Source organism: Streptomyces sp. ME19-01-6 (assembly GCF_033793745.1).
GTDB lineage: Bacteria > Actinomycetota > Actinomycetes > Streptomycetales > Streptomycetaceae > Streptomyces.
Genome location: NZ_JARAXF010000001.1, coordinates 579,134 through 606,129 on the forward strand (window position 1 = coordinate 579,134; position 26,996 = coordinate 606,129).

General features: G+C 70.8%; 27 protein-coding genes and 2 pseudogenes. 17 read left to right on the plus strand and 12 right to left on the minus strand.

The genetic code is table 11. The features are described 5' to 3' along the window. The first annotated feature begins 108 nt into the window (after positions 1-108). Positions 109-924: a hypothetical protein gene (locus tag PV419_RS02690; protein WP_319685982.1), complete on the plus strand. Its 816-nt coding sequence runs from the start codon at positions 109-111 to the stop codon at positions 922-924. 20 nt (positions 925-944) lie between these two features. On the opposite strand, the gene PV419_RS02695 is transcribed toward PV419_RS02690, so the two are convergent. Continuing rightward, positions 945-1,403: a MarR family winged helix-turn-helix transcriptional regulator gene (locus PV419_RS02695; RefSeq protein ID WP_415925210.1), complete on the minus strand. Its 459-nt coding sequence runs from the start codon at positions 1,401-1,403 to the stop codon at positions 945-947. Between the two features lie 67 nt (positions 1,404-1,470). Between PV419_RS02695 and PV419_RS02700 the strand changes: the two genes are divergently transcribed. Continuing rightward, positions 1,471-2,499: an NADP-dependent oxidoreductase gene (locus PV419_RS02700; protein WP_319685984.1), complete on the plus strand. Its 1,029-nt coding sequence runs from the start codon at positions 1,471-1,473 to the stop codon at positions 2,497-2,499. Positions 2,500-2,621: 122 nt separating this feature from the next. Next, positions 2,622-2,762, plus strand: a pseudogene (locus PV419_RS02705) (IS256 family transposase); the annotation flags it as partial. 160 nt (positions 2,763-2,922) lie between these two features. On the opposite strand, the gene PV419_RS02710 reads toward PV419_RS02705, so the two are convergent. Continuing rightward, positions 2,923-3,648: an AraC family transcriptional regulator gene (locus PV419_RS02710; protein ID WP_319685985.1), complete on the minus strand. Its 726-nt coding sequence runs from the start codon at positions 3,646-3,648 to the stop codon at positions 2,923-2,925. 63 nt (positions 3,649-3,711) lie between these two features. On the opposite strand from PV419_RS02710, the gene PV419_RS02715 reads away from it, so the two are divergent. Further along, entirely contained in the window at positions 3,712-4,515 is an 804-nt protein-coding gene (locus PV419_RS02715; protein ID WP_319685986.1) for an NAD(P)H-binding protein, read from the plus strand. Positions 4,516-4,628: 113 nt separating this feature from the next. Here the strand turns inward: PV419_RS02715 and PV419_RS02720 are convergent. Together PV419_RS02720 and PV419_RS02725 are read right to left on the minus strand one after the other, a co-directional pair. Next, positions 4,629-5,116: pseudogene (locus PV419_RS02720) on the minus strand (transposase). Positions 5,117-5,348: 232 nt separating this feature from the next. Then, positions 5,349-7,529, minus strand: coding sequence for an alpha-galactosidase (locus PV419_RS02725; protein WP_319685987.1), 2,181 nt, complete (start codon positions 7,527-7,529; stop codon positions 5,349-5,351). A 200-nt stretch (positions 7,530-7,729) separates the two neighbouring features. Between PV419_RS02725 and PV419_RS02730 the strand changes: the two genes are divergently transcribed. From PV419_RS02730 to PV419_RS02740, 3 genes are read left to right on the plus strand one after another with little or no spacing between them, the layout of a single operon-like run. Continuing rightward, positions 7,730-9,067, plus strand: a complete 1,338-nt coding sequence (locus tag PV419_RS02730) for an extracellular solute-binding protein (protein WP_319685988.1) — start codon at positions 7,730-7,732, stop codon at positions 9,065-9,067. Beyond that, the gene (locus tag PV419_RS02735) at positions 9,064-10,032 is read left to right on the plus strand and encodes a sugar ABC transporter permease (RefSeq protein WP_319685989.1); all 969 of its coding nucleotides are present in this window, start codon (positions 9,064-9,066) and stop codon (positions 10,030-10,032) included. The genes PV419_RS02730 and PV419_RS02735 overlap by 4 nt, the downstream gene beginning before the upstream one ends. Next, a complete protein-coding gene (locus PV419_RS02740; RefSeq protein ID WP_319685990.1) occupies positions 10,029-10,916 on the plus strand; it encodes a carbohydrate ABC transporter permease in 888 nt (295 codons plus the stop codon). The genes PV419_RS02735 and PV419_RS02740 overlap by 4 nt, the downstream gene beginning before the upstream one ends. A gap of 59 nt (positions 10,917-10,975) precedes the next feature. Here the strand turns inward: PV419_RS02740 and PV419_RS02745 are convergent, their stop codons facing one another. Then, a complete protein-coding gene (locus tag PV419_RS02745; protein ID WP_319685991.1) occupies positions 10,976-12,391 on the minus strand; it encodes a glycoside hydrolase family 30 protein in 1,416 nt (471 codons plus the stop codon). 195 nt (positions 12,392-12,586) lie between these two features. On the opposite strand from PV419_RS02745, the gene PV419_RS02750 reads away from it, so the two are divergent. From PV419_RS02750 to PV419_RS02770, 5 genes are all read left to right on the plus strand, one after another. Beyond that, on the plus strand, positions 12,587-13,576 hold the full coding sequence (locus PV419_RS02750) for an arabinan endo-1,5-alpha-L-arabinosidase (protein WP_415925211.1): 990 nt from the start codon (positions 12,587-12,589) through the stop codon (positions 13,574-13,576). Between the two features lie 158 nt (positions 13,577-13,734). Then, positions 13,735-14,718 (plus strand): teichoic acid biosynthesis protein C, encoded by a 984-nt coding sequence (locus PV419_RS02755; protein WP_319685992.1) that lies wholly within the window; start codon positions 13,735-13,737, stop codon positions 14,716-14,718. 266 nt (positions 14,719-14,984) lie between these two features. Then, the gene (locus PV419_RS02760) at positions 14,985-15,419 is read left to right on the plus strand and encodes a hypothetical protein (RefSeq protein WP_319685993.1); all 435 of its coding nucleotides are present in this window, start codon (positions 14,985-14,987) and stop codon (positions 15,417-15,419) included. A gap of 54 nt (positions 15,420-15,473) precedes the next feature. Further along, on the plus strand, positions 15,474-15,725 hold the full coding sequence (locus PV419_RS02765) for a hypothetical protein (RefSeq protein WP_319685994.1): 252 nt from the start codon (positions 15,474-15,476) through the stop codon (positions 15,723-15,725). Between the two features lie 62 nt (positions 15,726-15,787). Further along, the gene (locus PV419_RS02770; RefSeq protein ID WP_319685995.1) at positions 15,788-16,156 is read left to right on the plus strand and encodes a hypothetical protein; all 369 of its coding nucleotides are present in this window, start codon (positions 15,788-15,790) and stop codon (positions 16,154-16,156) included. Positions 16,157-16,170: 14 nt separating this feature from the next. Here the strand turns inward: PV419_RS02770 and PV419_RS02775 are convergent, their stop codons facing one another. The 3 genes from PV419_RS02775 to PV419_RS02785 all read right to left on the minus strand — a co-directional run bounded on the left by PV419_RS02775 (position 16,171) and on the right by PV419_RS02785 (position 17,883). Continuing rightward, positions 16,171-16,650, minus strand: coding sequence for a DinB family protein (locus PV419_RS02775; protein ID WP_319686202.1), 480 nt, complete (start codon positions 16,648-16,650; stop codon positions 16,171-16,173). A gap of 70 nt (positions 16,651-16,720) precedes the next feature. Next, a complete protein-coding gene (locus PV419_RS02780; protein WP_319685996.1) occupies positions 16,721-17,257 on the minus strand; it encodes a hypothetical protein in 537 nt (178 codons plus the stop codon). A 65-nt stretch (positions 17,258-17,322) separates the two neighbouring features. Next, positions 17,323-17,883, minus strand: coding sequence for a hypothetical protein (locus PV419_RS02785; protein ID WP_319685997.1), 561 nt, complete (start codon positions 17,881-17,883; stop codon positions 17,323-17,325). A 92-nt stretch (positions 17,884-17,975) separates the two neighbouring features. Between PV419_RS02785 and PV419_RS02790 the strand changes: the two genes are divergently transcribed. From PV419_RS02790 to PV419_RS02800, 3 genes are all read left to right on the plus strand, one after another. Next, positions 17,976-18,488 (plus strand): PadR family transcriptional regulator, encoded by a 513-nt coding sequence (locus PV419_RS02790; protein WP_319685998.1) that lies wholly within the window; start codon positions 17,976-17,978, stop codon positions 18,486-18,488. Between the two features lie 190 nt (positions 18,489-18,678). After that, the gene (locus PV419_RS02795; protein ID WP_319685999.1) at positions 18,679-19,818 is read left to right on the plus strand and encodes an amidohydrolase family protein; all 1,140 of its coding nucleotides are present in this window, start codon (positions 18,679-18,681) and stop codon (positions 19,816-19,818) included. Positions 19,819-20,392: 574 nt separating this feature from the next. Further along, complete coding sequence (locus PV419_RS02800) at positions 20,393-21,952, plus strand: alpha-N-arabinofuranosidase (protein WP_319686000.1); 1,560 nt, start codon at positions 20,393-20,395, stop codon at positions 21,950-21,952. Here the strand turns inward: PV419_RS02800 and PV419_RS02805 are convergent. After that, positions 21,936-22,568 (minus strand): DsbA family protein, encoded by a 633-nt coding sequence (locus PV419_RS02805; RefSeq protein WP_319686001.1) that lies wholly within the window; start codon positions 22,566-22,568, stop codon positions 21,936-21,938. The two genes, PV419_RS02800 and PV419_RS02805, sit on opposite strands and share 17 nt — an antisense overlap. 23 nt (positions 22,569-22,591) lie before the next feature. Further along, positions 22,592-23,299 (minus strand): SDR family oxidoreductase, encoded by a 708-nt coding sequence (locus tag PV419_RS02810; RefSeq protein ID WP_319686002.1) that lies wholly within the window; start codon positions 23,297-23,299, stop codon positions 22,592-22,594. Between the two features lie 112 nt (positions 23,300-23,411). Between PV419_RS02810 and PV419_RS02815 the strand changes: the two genes are divergently transcribed. Further along, positions 23,412-24,431, plus strand: coding sequence for a helix-turn-helix transcriptional regulator (locus tag PV419_RS02815; protein WP_319686003.1), 1,020 nt, complete (start codon positions 23,412-23,414; stop codon positions 24,429-24,431). Further along, a complete protein-coding gene (locus PV419_RS02820; protein WP_319686004.1) occupies positions 24,424-24,660 on the plus strand; it encodes a hypothetical protein in 237 nt (78 codons plus the stop codon). The genes PV419_RS02815 and PV419_RS02820 overlap by 8 nt, the downstream gene beginning before the upstream one ends. A 289-nt stretch (positions 24,661-24,949) precedes the next feature. Here PV419_RS02820 and PV419_RS02825 read toward each other — a convergent pair whose 3' ends face one another. Further along, positions 24,950-25,717 (minus strand): intradiol ring-cleavage dioxygenase, encoded by a 768-nt coding sequence (locus PV419_RS02825; protein ID WP_319686005.1) that lies wholly within the window; start codon positions 25,715-25,717, stop codon positions 24,950-24,952. A gap of 251 nt (positions 25,718-25,968) precedes the next feature. Then, entirely contained in the window at positions 25,969-26,985 is a 1,017-nt protein-coding gene (locus PV419_RS02830; RefSeq protein WP_319686006.1) for an NAD(P)-binding domain-containing protein, read from the minus strand. Positions 26,986-26,996 lie beyond the last annotated feature (11 nt).

Sequence of the window (26,996 nt, forward strand, 5' to 3'; positions counted from 1 at the left end):
AATCTCGGCCAAGTGGAAGCGGGCGCGGCGCGAAATCGATCCTTGCACAGGATCCTCACAATCCGCTGTTCCTCCGCTACCCGCCGGGCACATAACCTGCCCGGCGAGATGGATTACTGTCCTGCCTGCCGACGCCACCTCAACGGCGCTCTCGTCTGCCCCGGTTGCGGCGCGTACGCCGAGGAGTATGCGTATCCCGCCGCCGAAGGCGCTGCCGTCGACTACGGCCGGGCTGACAGCGACAGGGGCGGCGAGCCCGGTGTCGGCGAGCCCGGTGTCGGCGAGGGCGAGCATGCCGGTGAGGGCGAGGCCGTCGGTGAGGACGCCGGCGCCGCCTCGACCCGCGCGGACCGGCGCAAGGCGTCCCGCGGAAAGCCGAAGCCCCGCGGCCTCGTCGGCGGCCGCGCGCGCCGCGCGCGCCGCGGGCGGGGGCGCCGGGTGACGATCATGGCGTCGGTGCTCGGCCCCGTGCTGGCCGGGCTGTTCGTGGCGGAAGTCGCCACGGAGGGCGGCATCTTCCATGCGCCCTCGTCCTCGTCCAGCCCCGACAAGCCGCCGGAGGCGGACCACAGCCCTGGCGAGGGGGACTCCAGCGGACCGAGTACGCGGGAGAGCGGGGCGCCGAGCGCGGGGCCGTCCGCGGGTGCGGACGGCGCGAGCGCGGACGAGGGCAAGGGCGAGGACGGCGCGGGCAAGGACGAGAAGAAGTCCAAGGACAGCAAGTCGCCCAGCGCCGACGACTCCTCGCCGGCCGGCGGTACGGGCGGCGCCTCCGCCACGGCCACCGCCCCGGGTGGCGGGGGAGGCGGGGCCACGCAGCCCCCGACCTCACCCTCCGACCCCGACCCCACCACCTCGTCCCCGTCCCAGCCCACGCCCTCGCCCACGGAGACCTGCGACCGCTTCCTGTGGTGGTGCGCGTAGGAAGGGCCGCTGATCGGATATCAGGCCGGGTCTGGTCCGAGCATCCGCTTGAGCAGGTCGCGCAGCACCGTGCGCTCCCGCTTCGACAGCCCGGCCAGTGGCGCGCGCGCGAAGTCCAGTGAGCCGCGCAGCCGGTCGGCGGTCTCCTTGCCCCGGTCCGTCGCGGCGGCGAGCTTGACGCGGCGGTCGGCCGGATCCAGGCGGCGCTCGGCCAGGCCGCGGGCCTCCAGGCGGTCGATGATCCCGGTGACGTTCGACGGCTCACACTTCAGCTGCTGTGCGATGTGGCGCATGGGCGTCGGGCCCCGGGACAGCAGTCCGAGGACCCGCGCCTGCGCGCCGGTGAGGGAGTGCTTCGCGGCGGCCATCTCGTATTCCTCGTGATAGCGAGCGACGATGGTGCCAATGAGCTCGACGACTTCGAGTGTCAGCGGATCAGGAGGTTCGGTACTGGAGGTCATGGGGATCAGCGTACTCATTTATTTGACATCATGAAATATCCAGCAGCATGATTGTTTCACCACCTGAAGCATAAGGAGGACCCCGATGGCCCCCAAGTCCGCGATCCCCGCCACCGGCCGCGAATGGCACCTCGTCGCCCGTCCCGAGGGTTGGCCGAAGCCAGAGGATTTCGCGCTGCGCGAGGCCCCCGTCACCGAGCCGGGCCCCGGCCAGGTGCTGGTCCGCAACCTGTACATGTCGGTGGACCCGTACATGCGCGGCCGGATGAACGATGTGAAGTCGTACCTCCCGCCGTTCAAGCTCGACCACCCGATGAACGGCGGCGCCGTGGGTCAGGTCATCGCCTCGAACGCGGAGGGCATCGCCGTCGGCGACCACGTCCTGCACTTCGCCGGCTGGCGCGAGTACGCGACGGTGGACGCCGAGCACGCGGTCAAGGTCGACCCGGCCGCCGCCCCCCTCTCCGCCTACCTCGGCGTCCTCGGCATGACCGGCCTGACCGCGTACGCGGGCCTGATCGAGGTCGCCTCCTTCAAGGAGGGCGACGCGGTCTTCGTCTCCGGTGCGGCGGGCGCGGTCGGCAGTGAGGTCGGCCAGATCGCCAAGCTCAAGGGCGCCTCGCGGGTCATCGGCAGCGCGGGCTCCGACGAGAAGGTCAGGCTGCTGACCGAGGAGTACGGCTTCGACGCGGCGTTCAACTACAAGAAGGGCCCGGTCGCCGAGCAGCTCAAGGAGGCCGCGCCCGACGGCATCGACGTCTACTTCGACAACGTCGGCGGCGAGCACCTGGAGGCCGCCATCGGCCGCCTCAACGTGCACGGCCGCATCACCGTCTGCGGCATGATCGCCCAGTACAACGCGACCGAGCCGCCCGCCGCCCCGCGCAACCTCGCCCTCGTCATCGGCAAGCGGCTGCGCATGCAGGGCATGCTGGTGCAGGACCACCAGCACCTCCAGCAGCAGTTCGTCGAGGAGGTCGGCGGCTGGCTGCGCGAGGGCAAGCTGCACTACCGTGAGACGGTGGTCAAGGGCATCGACAACGGGGTGGACGCGTTCCTGGGCATGCTGCGCGGCGCGAACATCGGCAAGATGATCGTCGCGCTGAACGACTGACCGTGAGAACTGGCCATGGCACCGCTCGGGGGTCTGACTCCTCGGCTGACTGACACGTCGGCTGTCCTTCTGCCGAATCGTCGGCCTGCCGGGCGGTGCTGCCTGGCGCGTGGCGGGTCGGCCGCCTACGGACCAAGGTCACCCGAGGCGCCGGCTCCCGCACCGCGGCCCTCGCGATGGTTTTCAAGCTCGTCGAGTCCGCCCAGCAGCGGTGGCGGGCTGTCAGCGCACTCCACCTCGTCGCTCTCGTCCGCGCCGGCGCCCAGCCAGGGAGTCCGCCCTACAACCGAGCACCGGTGTGGGCGAGTGGCGCCTGCGGTCGTGCGGGACTGATCTCAGAGGTCGCGCAGATAGGCGCGCTGGGCCCCTCGGGAGGAGGAGAGGCACAGGGCTTGGTGATCACGTTGTTGCGACGCTCTGTGATCACCGGGAGACCTGTGCCTTTGTGTCGTGTCTTGGAACTGAGGCAGTGCACAAAGTCGCGGCGGGGCGCCGACCCGCGGTGAACGCGGCCGGTGGGACACCCATGAAGTGGCGGAACTCGGCCGTCATGTGGGACTGGTCGTAGTAGCCGGCCGTCGCGGCGATGTCCGCCCATCGGTCGGCATCGGCCGCGAGCACGGTGCGAACGCGGTCGATGCGTGCGAAGTGCTTGGGGGACAAGCCGGTGGCGTCGGTGAACAGGGCGTGCAGGCGGCGCTCACTGATGTGCAACCGGGCCGCGGTCGCGGTGACAGTGGCGCCGGCCAGTAGACGCGCCGCCTCTTCGAGCCGCTCCGACGGCTCCGGGCGGTCGGCCAGTGCCTTTTCGAGAGCGGTGACCGGGTCGGCGGCGAGCTGGTCGACGTCCAGACCCGGCAGTTCGCTAAGCGGCAGGGCACCGTCGGCGAGACCATTCAGCGAACGTCCGAGCAGGGATTGGGCACGACCCGGTCGCATGCGAACCCGCACGCACGAGTGGCCGGGCGCGGCGATGTGATAGGCGGCCCGGGTGCGGGGGCCCATCACGATCAGCTCGCGCTTGTCAGTGCGCAGGAGAAGTGTGGTGGCGTGATCGGGCACATCGACCGCCGCCGAAGCACCCGCCGTAGCGACATCGATCCCGGCCACCCACCGCAGAAGAGCAGGCGGCACGACGAGAGAACTCACGCGGTCCACGATAGTGCCGAAACTTCCTATCACGAGGTGTGAGAGCGCTGTCATCGTCGGGACATGATCCTTGTTACCGGTGCCACCGGCACCATCGGTAGTCACGTCGTCCGTCTGCTCACCGAGCGGGGCGTGCCGTTCCGGGCGATGTCCCGCCGCGAGCGGGCCGGCGGGGTGCGGGCCGACTTCGACGACCCGGCGTCGCTGGCGCGCGCAGTGGCCGACGTCGACACAATCTTCCTCGTAACCGTGCCCCCCGTACCGACCGCGAACCACGACATCGCCCTGGTCACGGCCGCGCTGGCGGCAGGCGTCCGTAAGATCGTCAAGCTGTCCGCCATCGGCAGCGGCGAGCGTTTCGACGGGGCGACCGTCGGCGCGTGGCACCTCGCCGCGGAGGAGGCGATCGAGGCCAGCGGGCTCGTGTGGACGATGCTTCGCCCGCCGAGCTTCGCCTCGAACTTCTTGTGGTACCGGGCGCTGATCCAGGCCGGAGAGCCGATCCCGAACCTGGCTGGCGACTCCCGGCAGGCCATCGTCGACCCGAGGGACGTGGCCGCGGTCGCCGTCGCCGCCATGACCAGCGATGCGCACGACGGGCAGCGGTACGACCTGACTGGGCCAGAGCTGCTGACGTTCGCAGACCAGGCGGCGATCCTGGAGGGCGTGCTGGAACGGCCAGTCAAGATCACCGACACGAATGCGCTCGACCAGTTGCCGGCCGGGATGAGCACTGGCATCGGCTGGGCGCGCGCCGGCGGTGCAGCTTACGTCACCGACCACGTGCCGCAGGTGCTCGGCCGACCGGCGGGCACGTTCGAGCGGTGGGCACGCGACCATCGGGAGGCATTCGCGGCAATGCCGTAACCCACTGCCGCCGACAGCCGCCAGGCTCTCGTAGCTCAAGGGACAGAGGCCGAGGCCGTTCTCCCTTGGTGCTTCACTGGAGCTGGTGAGAACTCGCGCAGAGGGGTGTGGGCTCATGGTCGCCGGGTGGGGCGGTCGTCCCAGCGGTGGGTGGTCCAGGCACGGCGGATGAGTCTACGCACGCTGATCACGGCATCCGTGAGGTCGAAGAAGGCATTGATGACGTCGATCCGGCGTTCGTAGCAGCGTGCGAGACGGTGGAAGGCGTTCTGGCAGGCGTGGGTGCGCTCTACGTGCCAGCGCACGGTGGCCTGGACGGGGGCTCTCTCGCCCTGGTGTGCGATCCGGCCGCGCAGTCCGCGTTCGTCGAGGGTGGTGCGGGTCTTGCCCGAGTCGTAGCCGGCGTCCAGGTGCACGGTGATGTCGTCGGGCAGCGGGCCCAGGCCGTCCAGAAGGTTCAGGGTCGGGGCGAGCAGCGGCGAGTCAACCGCCTGCGGTGGCAGCCCAGCGGGTGGGTTGGATCGTAGCCGGGCCGCCGCCGGAGCAGCGCCGCGACTTGGTCCCACAGGGGTTCGATCAGCCATATTGGCAAGGCGGACACAGGTCTCCCGGTGATCGCAGAGCGTCGCCCGGGCGGCCTTGTGGCCCGTGATGATCACGGGGTTGTCGGGGTCGTCGTCCAGGCCGATGAAGATCCCACCGGGAACCGAACACCAGCCCCGTCACCAGCGCCTTCATGGTGCACAACGCTCAATGAAAGATCCGAGGGCAAGTACTCGACATCGGGGAACAGGACGTATGCCGGGACACACTACTGATGACGGCTTGCGCCCCTAACGGCTGAGCAGGGCCACCGCGCCTGACCACGCCGGGGGCCGCTGCCAGCGCAGCCGGTCCCCGGCGAGGGAGAGCGCGCCGGTGCCGTCGGCGAGGAGCGAGGCGTCCAGCGTCCAGCTCCCGCCGTCCCCGTCCGGGAGTCTCACCGACAGCGACTCGTCCGGGTCGGCGAAGGTGTGCAGGACGACCAGGGCGCGCCGGCCGTCGTGGGACAGCCGTACGACGGACTGCCAGCCGTCGGTGTTGCGCAGGGCGGCCCCGCGGGTGCCGCCCTGCCGCGTCGTCCCGTCGTCGATGAGCGGGGCGGCCCGCCCGTACAGGTCCAGCGCCCCGCGCACCAGCCCCCACTGCCGCTCGTCGAGCCGGTCCGGGTCGCCGGACAGGCAGATCCGCCCGAGGAACCCAGCGGCCAGCTTGGAGACGAGCGCGGCGTCGGAGTCGTCGGCCCGTACGGTCGCCCACACCAGCGACTGGCGGGGGAGCAGCACCCGCTGCAGCCCGGCCGCGATCGCCGGGGCCTCGCGGGCCTCGAAGGCGTCCGAGCCCGAGGAGACGGTGGTGAGCGCGGCGTACGCGGGGTCGATGCGGTGGCCGCCGCCCGCGCAGTTCTCGATGACGAGGTCGGGCAGCCGGGCGGAGAGGCGGGCGATGAAGTCGCGGGAGGCGGCGGTGAGTTCGCGCAGGCCCTCGCCGTCGTCGCCCGGGCCCAGATGCGCGTTGTAGTCGATCTTGAGATAGCCGAAGCCGCCCTCGCTCAGCAGCGCGGTCATCCGGTCCAGCAGCGGCGCGGCGACCTCGGGGCGGCGCAGATCCAGGAAACGGCGGGCGGACACGTGCACGGGGACCCCGTCGTACGCGATGTGGCGCGACGCGTCCCCGTACGCCCGCGACAGCTCGCCCGTCGTCTCCGGCTCCCACCACAGCCCGGGGACGAAGCCGCGGTCGCGCAGCTGCCGGGCGGTCTCCGCGAGCCCGTGCGGAAAGCGCTCGACGCTGGGCGTCCAGTCGCCGTGGCTGCGGCCCCAGTCCTCTCCGGGCTCGCTGAACCAGCCGCAGTCGATGACGAAGTACCGGACGCCGGAGCCCTGGAGGCGGTCGGCGAGGGCCAGGATCCGGTCGTGGGTGGGGTTGCCCCAGGTCGTCGCGTACTCGTTGAACATCACCGGCAGCGGTGACGTCCGCTCGGGGCCGGGCCGCGGGTGGTCGGCCCCGGCACGCGTGAGCCGGGCGCAGAGCGCGTCCAGGTCGCCGTGGACGGCGGTGACGACGGCCTCGGGCGCCTCGTACGACTCGCCGGGCGAAAGGATACGGCGCCAGTGGCCGAAGTCGTGGTCCGCGGGGCCGCCGCCGATGGCCAGCCCGTCGCGGGAGCGCAGCAGCTCCAGCTGCCAGGGGCCGCCCGCCGCCAGCTGGACGCCCCACACCACCCCGGCCTCGGTGTCCTCGACGGCGAGCCAGGGCATCCAGCCCGCCGCGGGCATCGACCCGGGCGCGCCGAAGCGCTCCGCCACCGTGCCGATGTTCACCCAGGGCCGCTCCAGGTGCAGCTCCTCGGCGGTAGCGCTGACCAGCCGGGCCTCGGCGCTCCAGGCGGAGCGGACGCGGTGGACGACGAGCCGGCCGGGGGCGTCGTCGGCGGCGAAGGGGGTGATGCCGCCCAGGGTGAAGGAGGAGATCAGGTCCAGGGCGAAGGGACGGTCGCCCTCGTTGGTGGCGCTGGTGCGGATCCGTACGAAGGGGTCGCCGGGGCGGTGGGTCAGCCGATGCGCGACCAACAGACCCTGACCGTCGGACAGTTCGGTGACGATCTCGGTGACGGCCGGTGCGGCGGTCTCGGTGACGGACTCGGCGACCGCCTCGGCGTGCCGCTGCGCCCGCAGCCGAAGCGCCGCCGTCGTGGCCGTCCGCCGCAGGGTGCGCACGCCCGCGAAGGGCTCGGGTACGGGGTCCCCGGCGCGGGCCACCGCCGCCAGTGGCTCGATGTGGCGGGCGGGGCCGGTGTCGGGGTGATGGCGGGCGGCGTCCTCCGGCAGGCGGTCGCGGGGTGGCGCCAGGCGGTCGGCGAGCGCGGTCGGGAAGATCTCCAGCCCGAGCATGGCCCCGGCGCCGCCCGCCCCGCTGTCGCCCGCCGTGTCGTGGCGCGGGTACCGGACGGTCAGATCTCCCAGCTCGAACATCCGTTGTGCCGCCCCGTCCTCGCCTCGCTCGTCCGTCGGCCGGACGGTAAGCGCTTGCTGCGACCGTGGTCAAGAGGTGGGGCGAGTCGTGTGCAAAGCGTTGACGTGCCCTCCTCAGCAGCTTATGTTTCCCGTCCGAAGTTACGAGCGGCATTCGAAATGACGAACAGCGCTGCCTGGCGCAGCAGGAATGAGCCGCAATGCAACGATCCTCCCCGAGCCGCCGCAGCGCGCTCACCGGGCTCGGCGCGCTCGCCGCCGCCGGCGCCGTGGGCGCGGGAGCCGCCGGCTGCGCCGCGCCCTCGTCCATCGGCGCGGACAAGACCCGGCTGCGCTACTGGCACCTCTTCGGCGGCGGCGACGGCGTCAACATGAACGCGATGCTGGACGCTTATCGCGCGGCCCATCCCTCGATCGGCCTGGAGGCCGCCACGCTCCAGTGGGGCTCTCCGTACTACACCAAGCTCGGCATGGCGGGCGCGGGCGGCCGCGCCCCCGAGGTCGCGGCACTGCACCTGGCCCGGCTCGCCGGCTTCGCGCCCGGCCGCCTCCTCGACGCCTTCGACCTCGACCTGCTCGCCGACCACGGGGTGACCGCCGCCGACTTCCCCGAGGGCATCTGGAAGCGCGGCGCGGTCGACGGCAAGCAGTACGCCATCCCGCTCGACACCCACCCCATGGTGCTCTTCTACAACACCGAGGTGTGCGAGAAGGCCGGGCTGCTCGGCCCCGACGGCAAGCTCAAACCCATCCACGGTGCCGAGGAGTTCACCGCCGCCCTGCGCGCCGCCAAGAAGGCCACCGGAGCGCCGGGCCTGGTCACCGAGACCATCGGCGGCGATGTCATCGGCCCGTGGCGGGTGTTCTCCACCTTCTACTCCCAGACCGGCGGGAAGGTTCTGTCCGCCGACGGCCGCCGCCTCGCCCTCGATGACGCCAAGGCGCTCAAGGCGCTCGAGTACATGGCCATGCTCGTCGACGAGGGGCTGTGCGTCCGCCGTGTCGACTACCCGGGCGCCATCGGCGTCTTCAACGGCGGCAAGACCGCCTTCTACCTCAACGGCGAATGGGAGATCAGCTCCTTCCGCACCACCAAGCTGCCGTTCTCCATGACTCGTGTGCCCAATCTCTTCGGCCGCCCCACCGCCCAGGCCGACTGCCACTCCTTCGTCCTGCCCCACCAGAGGGACCGGGGCGGCGAGACCAACGAAGCGTCCCATGAGTTCGTGGCCTGGATGCTGAAGCACACCGTCGAATGGGCCAAGGGCGGGCATGTCCCGGCCTATCTGCCGACGCTCAAGAGCCCCGCGTATCTCAAGCTCCAGCCGCAGTCCGAATACCGCTCGGTCGTGAACGACGTCGCACTCGACGAGCCCGCCTGGTTCGCCGGCTCCGCTTCCCTCATGTGGATCGAGCTCGGTTCGGCGTTCTCCGGGGTGTTCACCGGCTCCCGTACGCCCCGGAACGCGCTGAGAGAGGCCAAGTCCCGGCTGCGCGATCTCCTCGACACCCCCAACCCCTTCGGAGGTGCGAAATGAGCGCGCCGACCGTCACCGCGCCCCCGCCCCCGCCGGGTTCCGTCAAGGCCACGGCCGCCACCACCCCGCCCAGGACCGTGCGCCGCCACTGGACCGAGCACGGGCTGGTCTTCGTCGCGCCCTTCCTCGTCGTCTACGCCCTCTTCCTCCTCTGGCCGCTGCTGTACGGCGTCAAGATGAGCCTCGGCGACGACAACATCACCGGCACCGACAGCCACTTCATCGGCTTCGACAACTACGCCGAGGCCCTCCAGGACCCCAACGTCTGGTCCTCGCTGTGGAACACGGTCTGGTTCACCCTCCTGTCCACCGTCCCCCTCGTTCTTGTCGGCCTGGGCCTAGCGCTGCTCGCGCACCATCTGCGCGTGGTCCAGTGGCTGTGGCGGCTGAGCTGGTTCGCGCCCTTCCTGCTGCCGTCCGGGGTCGTCGGGCTGCTCTTCATGTGGGTGATCTTCCCGTCCGACTTCGGCTTCGCCGACCAGGCGCTGGCCTCCCTCGGTCTGCACCCCGGCATCGGCTGGCTCACCGACGAGCGTTACGCCATGCTGTCCATCGTCGCGACCACCGTCTGGTGGACCGTCGGCTTCAACTTCCTGCTGTACCTGGCCGCGCTCCAGGCCATCCCACAGCATCTGTACGAGGCGGCGGAGCTGGACGGCGCGGGCGCCTGGGCCAGGCTGTGGAACATCACCCTGCCGATGCTGCGGCGCACCACGGGCGTCGTGGTCGTGCTGCAGATCCTGGCCTCGCTGAAGATCTTCGATCAGGTCTACATCATGACCGCCGGCGGCCCGGACGAGTCCACCCGCCCGATCCTGCAGTACGTCTACCAGGCCGGCTTCACCGGCTACCGCATCGGCTACGCCTCCGCCGTCTCCTACCTCTTCTTCGCCCTGATCGTGATCGTCTCCCTGGTCCAACTGCGGCTGACCCGCCGCGCGAGTGAGGAGGGCGCGCGGTCATGAGCGCGGAGACAGCTGTGAGTGAGACAAAGGTGAGAGCGAGCGCCGACGCGGGCCGCAGGGTCCGCTGGGCCCCGGGCCGGATCGGCATGCTGCTGATCGCGCTCGCGCTGGTGGTGGTGTGGGTGCTGCCGCTGGCGTGGGCGGTGGCCACCTCCCTCAAGCCGGAGGGGGAGACCACCACGACGCCGCTGAAGTGGATCGGCTCGACGATCACCTTCGACGCGTACCGCGAGGTGTGGAAGTCGGGCGACATCGGGCAGTGGATGTTCAACTCCGCCTACATCTCGGTCATGACGACCCTGCTGACCGTGGTGCTGTGCGCCATGGCCGCGTACGGCTTCTCGCGGACCGAGTTCCGCGGCCGCAAGGTTCTCTACGGGCTGGTGATGGCCGGGATCATGGTGCCGCCGCAGGTGCTGATGGCCCCGCTGTTCGCGGAGATGGTCTCCATGGGGCTCGTCGACACCTACTGGGGGGTGATCCTGCCGCAGGTCGCCGTGCCCGCGATGGTCTTCATCCTGGTGAAGTTCTTCGACGGGGTGCCGCGTGAGCTGGAGGAGGCGGCGTTCGTGGACGGGGCGGGGCGGTGGCGGGTCTTCTGGACCATCGTGATGCCGCTGTCCCGGCCGGTGCTCGCGGCCGTGGCGATCTTCACCTTCATCTCGACGTGGAACAACTTCCTGTGGCCGTTCCTGGTCACGACCGACCCGAACGGCATGACGCTGCCGGTCGGGCTGGTCAACGTCCAGTCCTCGTACGGGCTGCGGTACGCCCAGATGATGGCCTCGGTCGTGATCGCGGGCCTGCCGCTGCTGGTGGTCTTCACGCTCTTCCAGCGCCAGATCGTCCGCGGCGTGGCCCATACGGGTCTGGCGGGCCAGTGAGCGTCCCCCCACGGGGTGGGTCCGGTCCGCCCAGCCGGGCGGACCGGACTCCCCGGCGGCTACTTCCCCAGCACCACCGTGGTCAGCGACCGCGCCGGCAGCTCGACGCCCAGCTTGCCGCCTCGGACGTCCACCGCGCCGACCCGGCTCAGCGAGTGCGTCTCATCCGTGCGGTACACCGACCCGCGCGCGGAGCCCCCCGCACCGCCGCCCGTCAGCGCGTAGTCCGTCCGCACCGCGTCCGCCCCCGTGTTGAGGATCTCCAGCACCCGCGCCCCGTCCTGGTTGCGGAACGCCGTGATCTTGACGCCCGACGCCTCGGACGACGCGGCCACCCGCACCGCCCCCGGCCGGATGAACCTGCTGTACGCGGCCAGGGCCCACAGCCGCTTGGAGACGTGGTAGTCCGCCCCGTCCAGCTGGATCAGCCCACGGGTCGCCCCGATCGAGGCGCCGAACCAGTACACATACGCGCTGGCGCGGGCGTCCGCGAGCGTGGTGTGGATGGCCTCGGCGACGGCCAGGCCGTCGTAGCCGGAGCCGTCGTCCCACGCCTCGTTCCAGGTGGCGCCGTTCGGGCTCCACTCGGACATCCAGGTGCGGCGGTTGGTGGGCAGCGGCTGGTCGGAGGGGGTGACGTACGGGTGGCCGGTGTGCACCCCGACATACGCCGCGGCCCGCGGATCCGCCTCGATCGCCGCGCTGAACTCCGCCTGCTGGTCCCATCCGGCGGCGTCGCAGCACACCAGGTTGAGACCGGCCCGCCGCACGGTCGGCCCGAGCGCCTTGACCGTCTCCACCGCCTGCTCGGGCGTGAACTGCATGGACGCGTACGAGGTGGACAGGTCCGGCTCGTTGGTGAAGCCGAGGTCGGTGACGCGGACGCCCTCCTGGCGGTAGAACTTCGCGTACTGCACGAGGTAGTCGGCGTAACGCTGCCGCCACTCGGGCTTGAGCGTGCCGCCGTTCGCGTCCGTGCCGTTGGTCTTCATATAGCCGGGCGCGCTCCAGGCGTCGGCGTAGAAGCGCTTGACGCCGTACGCCTTCGCCTCCTTCGCCAGCCACACCTGGCCGCCGTCGTCGCCGTCCCACTCATAGCGCGGCGTGGCCTCGGGCCCGCCCGGGTCGGTCGGCTGGATCGACTTCATGTGGTCGTACACCTCGTCCGAGGACGAGCCGATGCCCAGCCGCAGAATGCTCAGACCGGCCCCGGACTTCCGGTCCAGCAGCAGGTCGAGGACCTCCCGCTGGTGTTCGGGGGTCAGCCCGCGGGCGCCGTGCATGATGTCGGCGCGCTGGAAGGCCTGCGAGAAGCCGAAGCCGTCGATGGGCTGGAGGCGTTGGCCGAAGTCCACCCGGCCGGTGGCCCCTGCCCCGGCGCTGCCGTCGGCGTGGGCTTGTGGCGCGGTCGCCGCCGCCCCCAGGAGGGTGACGGCCAGTGCGCCCGTCACAGCGGCGCGCATCACCTTGATCACGAGAGCGTCCTTTCCCCTGCCTCCGAAAAACTTCCGGAACGTCACCGAAACGTCCGGAGGACCGTAGAGGCAGCTGAGAGGCGAGTCAATCCCCTGTGCAAGGGAGGAGTTGAGGCCACCGATCGCCGTGTGTACCGCCATGTGTTTCGGAGAGGCACCGAAAACATTCCGAAGGAGAGCCGAATGATCCACACCATGTCGAGACGTACCGGCGCCGGGCGTACCCGGGGCCGGCGACTCGCCGCCCTGGTGGGCGCCATGGCCTTCGCGCTGCTGCCGACGAGCGCGTCCGCCTACCCCAATCCGGGCCGGGTGACGGGCGACATCGTCGTGCACGACCCCACCATGATCCGCGCGAGCGACGGCACCTACCTGCTCTACTCCACCCACGGTGGCCTGGAGGCCCGCACCTCCACCGACCGGATCGCCTTCAGCCGCTCGGGGAACGCCTTCAACTCCCCGCCGTCGTGGTGGAAGAACTACTCCTCAAGCAATGACCCCTGGGCGCCCGACATCTCGTACCAGGGCGGCAAGTACCTGATGTACTACGCCGTCTCGTCGTTCGGGTCCCGCAACTCCGCGATCGGGTTCGCCACCTCGTCCAGCGGCAAGGCGGGCACCTGGACCGACTACGGCATCGTGCACTCCACCACCGACAGCAGCAACTACAACGCCATCGACCCCAACCTCTTCGTCGACGGCGACGGCAAGTGGTGGCTGTCCTTCGGCTCGTGGTGGTCGGGGCTGAAGATGATCCGCATCGACCCCTCCACGGGCAAGCAGTACGCGGGCGACAGGACCGTCTACGGCATCGCCTCCCGGCCCACCGGCACCAAGGCCGTCGAGGCGCCCACGGTCGTCAAGCGCAACGGCTACTACTACCTGTTCGCCTCGTACGACACCTGCTGCGCGGGCACCAGCTCCACGTACAAGATCAAGGTCGGCCGCGCCACCAGCCCCACCGGGCCGTACCTCGACAAGAACGGCGTCAACATGATGAACAACGGCGGCTCGGTGGTGCTGGAGTCCCACGGCCGCTACATCGGCCCCGGCGGGCAGTCGGTCATGAGCGACGCCGACGGTGACCTGCTCGTCTACCACTACTACGACGGCCAGGACAACGGCACCTCGAAGCTCGGCGTCAACCTCCTGAGCTGGAGCGGCGGTTGGCCCACGGCGTACTGATACGTCCCGGGGTGACATGAACCTGACGCTTCAAGGAGGCGTACCCCGGGCAGATCTGGAGAACGGGATCACCAAGGCCCTACGCGCGTAGCGCCCCCGTCCCCCGTCACCGGGGGACGGGGGCGCTCCGGCACATCACCGACAGAAAGCGGAGATCCATGACGCAAGACCGCACATGGAACAGACGCCGGTTACTGATGCTCGGCGGCGGGGCCGCGGCGGGTGCCGCGCTCGGCCTGGGGGCCAAGGCGGCCACCGCGAGCGAGGCCGCCCCCACCGCCGTCCCGACATCCCCGCGCTTCCAGCTGACCGAGCCCTCGTACGACCTCTTCCGCCACGCACGCCTGCACGACGCGAGGGTCCAGCAGTCCTTCACCTTCGACAACGTCAACCGGCGCCTGTTCGTGGCCCAGCTCAAGGACGGCTCGCCGGACAGCAGCGGCGACCTGTGCATCACCCAGCTGGACTTCGCCGGCAATGAGCTCGGCTATATGTATCTGCTCGGATTCGGACATGGCGTGTCCATAGCCGCGCAGCCGGTGGGCACCAGCACCTATCTGTGGACCGAAGTGGACGTCAACAGCGGCGCCCGCGGCAAACGGCTGGCCCGCTTTCGCTGGAGCAGCGGGACGACCCTCTCCAACACCTCCTCCGCCCTGACCAAGCACTCACCCGTCTCCGACGCGACAGAGACCACCTGCGCGATCGACCCGGTGAACAACCGGATGGCGATCCGCTATCTGAACACCGCGGGCAGCAGGCGGTACGCGATCTTCAATGTGAACGAGGTCGCGGCCGGGAACTACACCAACCGCCTGGCGGACTTCGCCCAGCCCAGCGACCCGGCCGTCTTCCAGGGCTACGCGCTCTACGGCTCGTACGTCTACCAGCTGACCGGTACCGCCTACGGCGACGACAACCCGTCCCCCGGGAACGCCTACACCTCCAGCGTCAACGTGAACACCGGAGCTCTGACCCAGCGGGCCTTCACCGGGGCGGGCTCGACGCTGACCTACCGCGAACCCGAGGGCATGGGGGTGTACCGGACTGCCGCGGGGGAGGTCCGGCTCTTCCTGGGCTTCGCCTCCGGTGCCGCGGGCGACCGCCGCAGCAACATCTTCTACAAGAACGTGCTCGTCTGAGCCGGGGCTCGGGGCTCGGCGGGCCGGGCTCCCGCCCAGCGACTCGTGGTCGCTGGGCGCGAGCCCCCGTTCCGGCGCACCGAAGGTAAAAGATCGGCAATCGCTCCCCGGGGGCAGATACCGCCATGGCGTGATATCAACCATTCATCGACCGCCAGAGGTGTCTGTTCCGTCGGAATCAGCCCAGGTCATGCCGTGTGTGAAGGGCCTAAGATGCCCGGCATCCGAGCCGTCCATGGCTGGTATCCGACCCTGGCTGGTAATCGATGTCCACGCACACCTACACCCCGCCCACCAGCTCCGCCTCCCGCCCGGCCTGGCGGCGCTGGTCCCCGCTCGTCCCCGTCCTGGTAGTCGCCTCGGCGGGCCTGCTGGCCGCCAGCGCCGCCTTCGACGGCGACACCTTCCAGCACTGCGAGTACCTGGGCCCCTCCACGCGGATGTACCTCACCGCCTGGTCCGCCCCGCTGTGCTCCGTGGCCGCCCTGCTGCTCCTGTGGGCCCTGCACCGCGGGGCACGCCGCCGGGGGCAGCGCCTGGGGGTGTCCGTGTCCGGCCGGCTGGCCATGGCGGCCGGCTGCCTGGTCCCCCTGCTGCTCCTGGTGCAGCTGGTGGTCCTCTGGGCGACGTACCAGCCGGATCCGTCCGGGGGGAACGACTGCTCGGGTCTGGGGGCCCTGCTGTCCGGCCTGACGGCGTAGCCTCCGGCTCTCGGGGTACCTGAGGGGTCCGTCCGCCGATGAAGGGAACCGGCAGTGACTGACCGACGACTGGAAGCCCCCGGGGACCACGCCCACGCCGTACCGAGGGATCTGCCCGACCAGCAGGCGCAGGACGGCCCGGACCCCCTGGATGTGGACAGCTCCGCAGCCCGGTACAGCCCACCCGACGACCCGGACGACGACGTGCCCGATCTGGACGAGTCCGGCACCGGGCGGCGGGGGAGCCCTCGGCAGTCCGGGAGCCCGCGCCCGGACCATCCGATTCCGGACGAGCCATCCGGGTGAATCCCCGCAAAAGCTGCGAACATGAAGGTAAGAACAACCGCTCAGCGAAGAAGGTGCCCGCCATGGCCAACGTGGAATGGCACGCCGAGCATGTACTGGTGACCCTCACGGGAATCTCGCGGGACGACGCCGACGTGGTCTTCGACGTGCTGCACCGGTGCTACCGCTCCGACGAGGCGTACGCCGGTCTGCCGCAGCATCCGCTCGAGGGACACCCGGTGGTGTGGACCTCGACCTTCGAGGTGACCCCGACCCACCCGGAGCCCGAGCCCACCGCCCTGACCGCCCCCGTCACGGCCGACCTGCAGGGCTGCCCGTGCCAGGTGGAGCAGATGCGCGAGGTCCTGGCCCGCGCCTTCGCCATCGAGGACCGGGGCAGGGTTCCGGGTGACCAGGAGCGCGAGCTGGAGCTCCGGCTGGTGAGCCGGTAGCCGACGCGCCGACGTCAGGCGCCAACGGTCCCGTCGACACCCTCGCGCAGGAAGTCGGCGTGGCCGTTGTGCCGCCCGTACTCCAGGATCATGTGCATCATCACCGTACGCAGCGACACGTCCTGCCCCCACCGCACGGCATGGACCGTCACCTCGAGCGACTCCGCCTCCGCCTCGATCCGCCGCGCGTGCTCCACCTCCGCCTGCCAGGCCTCGAACGCCTCCGCCCGCGTGGCCTCCCGCGCGTCGTAGGCCGCCTGGAAGTCGAACGAGTCCGACCACACGAGAGGGATGTCCTCGCCGTTGATCACCCTTCGGAACCAGTTGCGTTCCACCTCGGCCATGTGCCGCACCAGCCCGAGCAGCGAGAGCGTCGAAGGCGGCATCGACTGACGCCGCAGCTCCTCGTCGGACAGGCCGTCGCACTTCCTGGCGAGGGTCGCCCGGTGGAAGTCGAGAAAGCCGCGCAGCGTCTCGCGCTCGTCGCCGGTCATGGGTATGCGGGGGCGTTCGGTGGTCACGGGTGGTTCCCTTCGTAGGGGCTGGGGCTGGCGACCGGCGAGACTATCGACACCAGGCGGACGCGGAGAGCGCTGAATCGTCGACGAACCGGCTCGCCCACGTCTTGAACCGTTCGTCGTACTCCTTCTGCCCCGCCCAGAGCGCGTCGAGGTCCTCCGGCGGCCGCAGCGCGAAGGTCTCGTTCAACCAGGTGAGGTACTCCTGGTGGCCCTCGGTGTGCTGCTCGACGCCGTCGGGGTCCAAGGTCTCCTCGTCGATGGCGAGGAGCTGGAACAGCTCCGGCAGGTCGCGCGCGACGACGTAGAGATCTCCGTCGTCGCCGACGAAGACGACCGGCAACGTGGCGAGGTCGGTCCGGTCGTCACATCGCCACAGCGCGTAGTGGGAACCGGAGCGGGTGGCCAGCGCGAAGGGGATGAGTCCGGCCAGGAACTCCGGCTCCTCCGACCAGGTGTCCAGGCCGGCGTCCACGCCGTACTCGCACAGTTCGAAGCCTTCCGAGTACCAGACCTGACCGATCCGGTCAGTGAACTCCTTGAGCTGGTTCAGCTCCGGGATGGGTGAGTACGCATCACTCATGATTCGAGCCCCGTCCTTGAGTGCCACGAGGAATACTTTCTGGTCAACGCAAGTGAATCATGGGGTCATTGAGCCGGCTGTCCGGCCTTGGCCTGGACGTGGGCGACGTAACGGATGGTGAAGGCCATCGGGACGGCGAAGCCGGCGACCGGGACGAGCGTGGCGGTGGTCGAGTGACCGTTTCCGGCGTGCGCCTCGAAGGCGAGCGCGAGGGCGGTCAGGGCGAAGGCCGCGGCCCATACGGCGGTGATGACGACGTTGATCCGGATGAACGGCGTGAGCCCCCAGATCTCGCGCGGGGTGGTGCGCTTGGCGATGCCCAGGGTGAACGGCTTGCCGAGGGCCAGCGAGGCTCCGGCGATGACCGCCAGGGTGCCCGAGGAGAGGGCCGCGGAGTAGCCGTGCACGACCGAGTGCGGATCGGCGAAGGCGATGACGGCCAGCGCGGCGAAGAAGACCGCCGAGCCCAGCTCGATGATCAGCGCGTCGAACCCGGTGCCGGTCCGTACCTGCTGGGCGACCACCGCCACGGCGACCACCAGCGCTGCCAGTGCGGCCCACTGCCAACTCCCCGACGGGAGCAGGGCGAAGACGATCCACGGCAGGAACGTGCGCAGGTAGGACATGGTCTCTCCGTTGGTTCGATGTTTCTCCTCTGACATGTCAAAACTAGAAGGTCTTGATGTGACATGTCAATTCTGGAATGTAGGGTGAGGGCATGAGCCTCAGACACGCACTGCTCGGCCTGCTCTCGGAGCGCCCCGCCAGCGGATACGACCTGCTCAAGCGGTTCGAGACCTCACTGGCCACCGTCTGGCCGGCGACCCAGAGCCAGATCTACACGGAGCTGACCAAGCTTGCGGGCAGTCAACTGATCACGGTGGCGGCCGAGGGGCCACGCGGCCGCAAGGAATACGCCCTCGCCGACGAGGGGCTGGCCGAACTGCGGCACTGGCTGACGGAGACCAGACCCCAGCGGAACACGCGCAGCGAGGTTCTGCTGCGGGTGTTCTTCCTCGGGGTGCTGAAGCCCGGGCAGGCACGCGCGTACCTGACGGAGCTGGTCGAGATGTCCGAGCAGGGGCACGAGGAACTGCGCCGGCTGGCGGAGTCCATCGACTGGGGCGACGACGACCTCTCGGTCTACGGCCGGATCGCCCTGGAGTACGGCCTGCGCTTCAACGCCATGCGCCGCGAGTGGGCCGAGTGGGCCGCCGAGCAGATCAGGTAGGGCCCGGCTACTCATGGCAGGACCAGCGGCATTGCGGGCGGTGTAGGGGACCGGCTCCCGGGACCCGTACGGGGCGGCCCAGGGCGGGATCGGGGACGTGCCCCGATGCGTGGCCCTGGCCGACCGGCCGAGGGTGGATGTGTCAACCGGTTCGGGCCACGACACGCCCCCACGACAAGGAGGCCCCCCCATGGCCACACCCCGCGCTCCCCGCCCCGCCACCACGCCCACCCCGTCGTCCCTGACCCGCCGCCGCGCCCTGCGCGCGGCGGGCGCGGGGGCGGTGGCCGTCGGGGCCGGGCTCACCTCGGCGCCCGGTGCCTCGGCCGACACGAGGCGGAGGGGTGAGGGCGGGCCGCCGGGGGCCGGGCGGATCGACACGCACCACCACGCGTTACCGCCGGCCATGCGTCAGTGGGCCATCGACGCGGGGCTCCTTCCGCCCGAGGGCGGGCCGGACTGGGCGCGTTGGACCCTCCGCGAGACGCTGGAGGTGATGGACACCCACCACATCGCGGCCGGGGTGGCCTCCGCCCCGGTGCCGTCGGTGGCCTTCCGCGACCGGGCGGTGGCGAAGGAGGGCGTCCGGGTGTGCAACGAGTCCCTCGCGGAGCTGGTGGCGGACCATCCCACCCGGTTCGGCTTCTTCGCCAACGTCGCGATGGCGCATATCGACCTGGCCATCGAGCAGGCCGCGTACGCGCTGGACGAGCTCGGGGCCGACGGCGTCATCATGATGACCAGCACGGGCGGCCGCTACCTCGGCGACTCCGCGTTCGACCCGCTCTTCGCCGAGCTCAATCGCCGCCGGGCCGTGGTCTTCGTCCATCCCCAGGGGCTGCCCGAAGGCGGCACCGAACTGCCGGGGGTGTCCGAGGCCATCGGGGACTTCCCGCTCGACACCACCCGGGCGGCGCTGAACCTGATCGCCACCGGCACCCTCGACCGCCACCCCGACCTGGCGGTCATCCTGTCCCACGCCGGGGGCTTCCTCCCGTACGTGGCCGGGCGGGCCGTCTCCGCCGGCCGACAGGGCGAGGGCCCCGCCCCGGATGCGGTCCGCAGAGCACTGCGGCGCTTCTACTACGACACCGCCCTGCCGCTGTCCCCGTACGCCACCCCGACCCTGCTGGCCGCCGCCGACCCGACCCGCATCCTGTACGGGACCGACTGGCCCGCCAGGCCCGCCGGCGAAGTGGGCGCCATCACGGCGGACTTCGACCACGACCCAGCCCTCGACCCCGGCTCCCGTCGGCGCATCAACCGCGACAACGCGCTCCGCCTGCTGCCCCGGCTCGCGGCCCGGCTGAAGCGCGGAGCGGCGAGCTGACTTTGCGGTGGCTATAGGACAGCGACACGCCGACGCCATGGCGTGTCGCTGTCCCAAACTCACCGCAAACCCAACGCTGCCAGTGGTGCATTCCTCCCACGGGTAGTCCTCCTGCTCGCCGCCATCGATCTGACTCCCGCACCTCGTCCAGGTCGGCGGCCCGCTCCGGATCAATGCCCTGACGCTGCCGGCCGACGCTGAACGCGCCGCGCCCGTCGCACTCGGTCTCCCACGCCAGCACCACATGGGTTCCGTCGTGCACGACCGCGCCGGTGACCGGGTCGACGACCGTTCCAGTCCTCGGAGAGAAGGTCTCCCTCGGGGGCGTCGTGCTCGGGATGCTCGAGGAACTCTTCGACGGTGGGGCTCAACACGGGGACCTCCTGGGGCAGATGGCGGCACAGGAAGTCTGTCGCGCGCCTCCGGCAGTCGGGCCACCCGTTGTCGCGCTGCGCGAGGCGTTGACGGGCGGGGAATGGAGCTCTTACCGTCTCGTTCGAAGTTGCGATCGGCATCCGATATCTCGGACAAACGGCCAAGTGACAGCGCGCCAGCGCAGGAGAGAGACACCGCAATGCAGCCGACGACCCCCAGCAACCGCACCGCCGACACCCCCGCTCCCGCCCACCCGGCCCGCTTCACCCTCGACCCCGCCTTCGCCGTGGGCGACGTCGACCCGCGCCTGTTCGGGTCATTCGTCGAGCACCTCGGCCGCTGCGTCTACACCGGCATCTACGAGCCCGGCCACCCCACCGCCGACGAGGCCGGTCTGCGCACCGACGTCCTGGAGCTGATCCGTGAGTTGGGGGTCACCGTCATCCGCTACCCGGGCGGCAACTTCGTCTCCGGCTACAAGTGGGAGGACAGCGTCGGCCCGGCCGACGAGCGCCCGCGCCGACTGGACCTGGCCTGGCGGTCGACCGAGACCAACCGCTTTGGACTCGGCGAGTACATCGACTTCCTCCGCAAGGTCGACGGCGAGCCGATGATGGCGCTCAACCTCGGCACGCGCGGTGTGGCCGAGGCGCTGGAGCTGCAGGAATACGCCAACCACCCGTCCGGCACCGCCCTGTCCGACCGCCGTGTCGCGCACGGCGACAAGGACCCGTACGGCATCCGGCTGTGGTGCCTGGGCAACGAGATGGACGGACCCTGGCAGACCGGCCACAAGACGGCCGAGGAGTACGGGCGGCTGGCCGCCGAGACCGCGCGGGCGATGCGGCAGATAGACCCGGACGTGCAACTGGTGGCCTGCGGCAGCTCCTCGCAGGCCATGCCGACCTTCGCGGAGTGGGAGGCGACGGTCCTGCGGGAGGCATACGACCTCGTCGACTACATCTCCCTGCACGCCTATTACGAAGAGCTCGACGGCGACCGCGACTCCTTCCTCGCCTCGGCCGTCGACATGGAGTCCTTCATCGAGAACGTGGTCGCCACCTGCGACCACGTGGGCGCCCGGCTGAAGTCCAAGAAGAAGATCAACCTTTCCTTCGACGAGTGGAACGTCTGGTACCTCACGCGCTTCCACGGCGCCGAGCCGCCCAACTGGGAGGAGGCCCCCCGGCTCCTGGAGGACAACTACTCCGTCACCGACGCCGTCGTCTTCGGCTCGCTGCTCATCGCGCTGCTGCGCCACGCCGACCGGGTCACCGTCGCCTGCCTCGCCCAACTCGTCAACGTCATCGCGCCGATCATGACCGAGCCGGGCGGCCCGGCCTGGAAGCAGACCACGTTCTTCCCGTTCGCGCAGGCCTCCCGCCACGGACGCGGGCGGGTCCTGCAGGTCAACGTCGACAGCCCGGCGTACGAGACGGCCAAGTACGGCGAGGTGCCGCTGCTGCACGCCACCGCCGTCGCGGACGAGGAGACCGGTGAGGTCACCGTCTTCGCCGTCAACCGCGCTCAGAGGGTCCCGCTGCCGCTGGAGGTGGACCTGCGCGGCCTGCCCGTGTCCCGGATCGTCGAGCACAGCGTCCTCGCGGACGCCGACCCCGAGGCCCGCAACACCCTGGCCGAGCCGGAGCGCGTCACCCCGCACGCCGCGACCGGCACGGCGCTGGAGGGCGAGGGCCGGGGCGGGGTGCTGCGGGCCACGCTGGAGCCGATGTCCTGGAACGTCATCCGGCTGGCGTGAGCGCGGTCAGCGCCGCGCGGTAGGCCTCCTCCGGCTGCGCGCCTTCGAGGACGGTCCCGTCCTCGAAGCGGACGTACGGCAACGTGTCCACCTGGACGCCGAGCCGGCGCACGCGGTCGAGTTCGGCGCGCAGCTCGGCCGCGTCAGCGGTCCCGTCGGCGTCGGCGGCAGCCACCACCCCGGTCTCGGCGGCCAGCCGGGCCAGGGTGGTGCGGTCGGAGATCAGCAGCCCGTCGGTGAAGTACGCGCGGAACAGCCGCTCCGCCATCTGCTCGCCGAGCCCCTGGGCGGACGCGCGGGCGACCAGCCGGTGAGCCTCGAAGGTGTTGGTGAACAGGGCGCGTGCGAAGCGGAGTTCCAGGCCGTCCGCCACGCCGAAGGAGGTGTCCGACGCGACCTGTCGTACGAACGCCTCGCCACGGGTCCGCCTCCAGACCTCGAACAGCGGCTCACCGGCGGACGGCGCGTCGGGCTCGGCCTGGAAGGGGCGGATGGTGACGTCGACCTCGCCACCGTCGGCGCGGTATCGGCGGGCGGCTCGGGTGAGGCGGGAGAAGCCGAGGTGGCAGCGGACACAGGCGAGGTCCAGGGCGATCTCAACACGGCGTTTGGGCATCGTCGTTCCTTTCGGGTGGGTGCTCACCAGGGGAGCGGGCCGGCGGCCGAGAAGTAGCCGCCGGTGGGGCCGTCGGGGGCGACGGTGGCCATCCGTACGATGATCTCGGCACCCTCCGCGACCGTCCGGTTTCCGGCGTGACCGTTGAAGTCGGTCGCGGTCAGGCCGGGGTCGACGGCGTTGATCCTGAGGTGCGGGAGGGCATGGGCGTACTGCACGGTGACCATGTTCAGCGCGGCCTTGGAGGAGCTGTACCCCAGCGCCGGAAGCCACACGGGCACGGACGAGGTATGGGCGGGAGGGTCGACGGCGGCGGCCAGTGAGCCCAGCCCGCTGCTGACGTTCACGACGACGGGCGCCTCGCCCGCCTCGAGCAGCGGCAGAAAGGCGTGGGTGACCCGTACGGCGCCGAAGACATTGGTGTCGTAGACCGTCAGCAGGTCGTCGGCGGTGACCTCGGCGGCGGAGCGGGCGGGCCCGCTGATCCCGGCGTTGTTCACCAGGACGTCGAGGCGGCCCGCCTCCTCCCGGACGAGCTTCGCGGCCGCCCGTACGTCATCCTCGCTGGTCACGTCGAGCCGCAGCGGGCGGGCCCCGACCCGCCGCGCGGCCTCCTCGCCACGCCGGATGTCCCGCGCCCCGAGATAGACGGTGTGCCCGGCCTCGGCCAGCTGCCGGGCGGTCTCCAGGCCGAGCCCCCTGGTGGCACCGGTGATCAGTGTCGTTCGCATGCCCTCAGCGTCGGCGCGGCGCGAAGGGACAGGAAGGGCAAGGTTCTTCCTGGCAAAAGCGGTACCAGGCTGGGCGCGGGACGCCCGCCGCCCCCGGCCGGATACTGGAGCGATGAGCGGGACGGGGAGCGATGGGCCGGGCGGGGACGTGAGCCGATACGCGCCCGGCGCCTGGAACGGCGACGGGGGCGAGGGCGGTCACGGGGGCGGCGCGGGCGACAGGGGCCACGGGGGCGGCCTGGGCCACGGGGGCGGCGGGCGCGGCGCGGGCGTCAGGGACGACGCGGCCAGCGACCTCGCGGGCGCGCTGCGCCGCTGGCGCGACCGGCTGGACCCGGCGACGGTCGGCCTGCCGGCCGGACGCGTGCGCCGGGCGCCGGGGCTGCGGCGCCAGGAGTTGGCGCAGCTCGCGGGGATGTCCGTCGACTACGTCGTCCGTCTCGAACAGGGCCGCGCGACCTCCCCGTCCCCGCAGATCCTCACCGCCCTCGCCCGCGCCCTGCGGCTGTCGGAACCGGAACGCCGCCACCTGTTCCTGCTGGCGGGCCGGCCCGCGCCGACCACCGACCGGATATCGGCCCACCTCACCCCCGGCGTCCAGCGCATGCTCGACCAGATGTGGACCACCCCGGTCGGGGTGTACGACGCGGCGTGGACCCTGATCGCCTGGAACCAGCTGTACGCCGCGCTGCACGGCGACCCCTCCGGAGGCTCGGAGCGCGAGCGCAACGTCCTGTGGCGCCACTTCACCGGAAGCCCCGACCGCGTGACCCACACCCCCGAACAACAGGCCCGCTTCGAGACCGCCACCGTCGCCGACCTGCGCTCCGCGACCGCCCGCTACCGCTCCGACCGGCGCCTGCGCACCCTCGTCGCCGATCTGCGCCGCGCCAGCGACCGCTTCGCCCGGCTCTGGGACTCCCACACGGTGGGCAGCCACACCATGGACACCAAGACCGTCCACCACCCTGACGTCGGCCCCCTCGTCCTCGACTGCGACGTCCTCAACGCCCCCGGCAGCGACCTGCACGTCGTCATTCAGACCGCCGCCCCGGGCACCGACGCGGCCGACAAGCTGAGCCTGCTCGCGGTGATCGGTACGCAGACGATGACAGGAGACGCGTGTGGCTGACCCCCGTCGGGACCAGCCACACGCGCTCGCTGCCGTTTCGCTGCCGTACTCGCGGACCTCGCCGGGCGCCGAGACGATCAGGGTGCGGATCTGGTTGATGGGCTGGGTACGGGACTTCACGGCAGAGCGGCGGACCACGCGCAGGGAGCGGATGGCCTCCACGATTCCGTCGCGGGTCCTGGGCGTGCCGCCCGCGCGGCCGGACAGGACTGCGGTGGCGGCCGCATAGGCGTCGACGGGGTCGGATGTGCCGTTCGCGCGGCGGGCTTTGCGGTCCGGGCGGTCGACGTCGACCACGGTGACCTGGTTCGCCCAGCGAGGGGTGGCACGTGCCGGTCGGGCAGCAGGACAAGACAGTGACGGGACCTTTGGCCGGGCTCCTATGAGGTCACAGGCTCCCGACCGGCGCGGTACGTGCTGGCACCGCCCGGAAGGACGACGGTTCCAGCCAAGGACAGCCGAAGCGTCAGTCAGGCGAGGGGTCAGACCCCCGAGCGGTGCCATCTACATCCTCACTGTCAGGCGTCGGGGTCCACGCCGACCGTGAGGGTGCCCTTGTAGCCCGCCGAGGGCGAGGAGCCCAGCGCCGTGAGGGTCAGCAGGCCGGAGGCCGCCCCGCCGCCGTCGTAGATGCCGTCGGCGTTGAGGGTGGTGCGGGGGACGGTGTTGGTGGAGTACGGGGAGAGCTTCGCGACCGCCTGCGTGACGGTCTCGGAGAAGAAGAGCTGGCCGGTGTGGATCTCGTTGCCGCCGGTGAACGAGCCGTCGGAGGTGAGCGTGACGTCGGTGTGCACCTTGAGGTGGATGTGGATGCAGCGGCCCCGGTACCAGCCGGGGTAGATGCCGGTGAGCTTGGCGATCCCGTCGCTGCCGGTCAGCACGCCGCCGCGGAGGAACTTGCCGTTGTCCGGCTCCTGGTGGCCGTTGTTGCCGACGAAGCCGGAGTACTCGCCGAGCGCGTCGCAGTACCAGATCTCCACGAGCGCCTTGTTGAGCGGCGCGCAGGTGGCGTTGTCGACGACGGTGAGGGCGAGCTGGAGCGGGATTCCGGGCTTGCCCTCCGAGACGTCGGAGCGGACGAGCGCGTGTTCGAGGTAGTAGGGGCCTTCGGTGAGCTCCTTGGTGAGCGTGCAGACGGTGGCCGCCGCGGGGGCGACCCTGGGGGATTCGGCTTCGGCTTCGGCGCGGCCGGCGGTGGCGGCCACGCCCAGTCCGACGGCCGCGGCGGCGGCGCTACCGGCGATCAGTATTCTGCGGCGCCCGATGGGGGCAGTTGAGTCTGTCATGGGCACGCAAAATAGAAGGGCTTTCTGTGTGGCCGCTGTGGTTTCGGCAAAGTCTCCGCGCGTCAACATGCCTTTAAGGACCTGTTCTCCCGAAGCTGCCGCGAAGTGACAAGCAGCTCTCTGCGACACAGTGACGCTCGGTCAGGGACGGGCGGACGCTTGTAGATCTCGCTCGTGCGAAGGACCGTTTGTGACAGGCGTGCAGTGCAGTCGCCGCTCTCGGCCTGGACGCACGTCCGAGCCGGACGCTCCTACTTCAGCTCGGCGAGGAGGTCGTCCAGGGCTTTCTTCAGAGCTGCCATGTTGGCCGGATCGAACCAGGTGGTGCGGATGCGCTCATTGTTCCCTTTGGGCGTCTCGTGGTCGGCGGCGAGTCGGTGCAGGGGGCGGGTCTCGTCGCCCAGGGAGCGGCCGACGTTCTGGAAGAGGCCGCGCACATAGTGGTCGGCGGCGTCGGGGACGATGCCGTGGTCGGCGGCCCACGAGGTGAGCGCGGCGAGGTAGGCATAGTGGGCGGTGAGCGTCCCGGTCAGTGCGGAGAAGACGTTGAAGGCGGCCTCGTCCGCGACGGGGAGCGCGCCGCCCAGTTGCTCGAAGAGGGAGTCCACCACCGGGTGCGAGGGGCAGGTCACCGTGACGGAGCGGCGCTCGCGCACCGCGGGCAGCGGGATGGCGCGGACGATCGGGGCGCCGGTGGCCAGGGTCCGGCGCAGGTCGTCGGTGGCGACGCCGGCGATCAGGTTGACCACGACCTGGCCGTCGTCCACCTTCAGCCCGGTGAGTGCCTCGTGGTGGTCCTGGCGGCGCACGGCGATGACCACCAGCTCGGCGCGGTCCACCACCTCCTGGTTGTCGGCGCACACATGGACGCCCCCGTAGCGCTCGGACAGTTCGGCGGCGGTGCGGGCCCCCCGGGGAGAGAGGAAGAGCTCCGGCGACGCACCGCCCCCGTTGCGCAGGCCCTCGACGATGGCCCGGCCGATCTCGCCCACTCCGATGATGCCGATGCGCTGCACTGTGTCTTCCTCCATGGTGTGGTGGTCGTGAACCGTGGTGGTGCGGGTCTGTGCGGTCGGGATGGTTGTCGTCGGCTCCTCGTGTGCGGAGGCGTACGGAGTGGACGTCACGAACATCACGGTCGTGGCGGGGCGGGCGCACCGCTTGCCTGCCTTGACGGCCCAGGCCGTCGTGAGCCAGGCGAGGCCGCCGAGCGCAAGGCCCGCGTACATCGCTCCGAGCGCCCCTCGTGCATGGGGTGGGTTCGTCATCAGGGTGCTTC